The organism is Halomonas salipaludis, from assembly GCF_002286975.1.
In the GTDB taxonomy this organism is placed as follows: domain Bacteria; phylum Pseudomonadota; class Gammaproteobacteria; order Pseudomonadales; family Halomonadaceae; genus Franzmannia; species Franzmannia salipaludis.
Map to the genome: position 1 here is coordinate 1 of NZ_NSKB01000030.1, position 1,330 is coordinate 1,330.

Sequence of the window (1,330 nt, forward strand, 5' to 3'; positions counted from 1 at the left end):
AGCCTGGCTTATTCATGAGGCCGACCTGAAAACGAAGATGGCAAGTGGTTTTCTCTTGTAGAATCAGGATGTTCCTGCCAGAACACGATTCAAGAGGACCACTCGCCATGGGTGAAACCCTAACGACCTGGTCGCCCTCGTGCAACGGCTCTGTCCGTGTTGAGCTGAGCGGCCAGCGCACCACCAGCGACAGCGGCGCTTTGCTGCTGCGTGAAGCCCTCGACAACAGCGGCGTGGTCGAGGCGCTGGAAGACAATCTGGTCGACCTCCGCAACCCGCTACGCATCCACCACTCGCTGGCCAGTCAGTTGCGGACTTTGGTGCTGCAACGGGCGATGGGCTGGATCGATCTTAGCGATACCGACACGCTGCGCCGCGACCCGCTCTGGCAGTTGGCCTGCAGTGATGCGCGAGGGATGACGCCCCTGGCCCAGGACCGGCCGTCTCAAGCCACGCTGTCGCGGCTGCTGAGCTGCCTTGGCCGCAACGACAATATCGATGCCGTGCATGAAGGCCTACTGCGGCTGGTGGTCTGGCGCCTGACCTCGCTGCAGAACGGTGAGCGTCCCAGGCAGCTGACGCTGGACATCGATGGCCTGCCGATCGAGGTCCATGGCCACCAGGGCGGCTCGGCATTTCATGGGCTTTACGGTGCCCGCATCTACTCGCCGCTGGTTGCCTCGCTGGCTGAAACCGGCGACATGGTGGGCGGCCTGCTGCGCGAGGGCAACGCTGGCCCGGCCGAGAACGCTGATACCTGGATCCCGCATCTGGTGCGGCGACTCAACGAGAGCACCGGCGCTCAGGTACGGGTGCGCATCGACGCCGGTTTCACCGACAACGATACGCTGGAGGCGCTGGAAGAGCGCGATATCGAGTATCTGGGCCGGCTGCGCAGTCACAAGGGCTTGCAGAAGCTGGCGGCACCGCTCCTGAAGCGGCCACCTGGCCGGCCACCCGAGCAGCCTCGCGAGTGGTGCCACGACCTGGAGTACCAAGCGGGTACCTGGCCGGCACCGCGTCGCGTGGTGTTGGTGGTTCAAGAGCGCCCCGATGACCTGCTGCTGCATGCCTTCTTCCTGGTCACCAACCTCGGCAAGTTCGACTGGCCGCCGGAGAAGGTCCTGGCGCTCTACCGCAAGCGCGGCAGCGCCGAGGCGCACATGGGCGAGGTGAAGTCGGCGCTCGACCTGCACCTCTCGTCGACCGATCGCGGCGCCTCCACCGTTCAGGACGTGATGGCCCGCAACGAGGTGAGCCTGCTGCTCAGCCTCTACGCCTACCAGGTCCTGCATGGCCTGCTGGAGCGGCAGACCCGGCAAGGCTGGAG

General features: G+C 65.2%; 1 protein-coding gene. It reads left to right on the plus strand.

Annotated elements, in window-relative coordinates; genetic code table 11:
- Positions 1-68: 68 nt before the first annotated feature.
- The coding region (locus tag CK498_RS25550; protein WP_095623648.1) for an IS1380 family transposase at positions 69-1,330 on the plus strand (1,262 nt) is incomplete at its 3' end.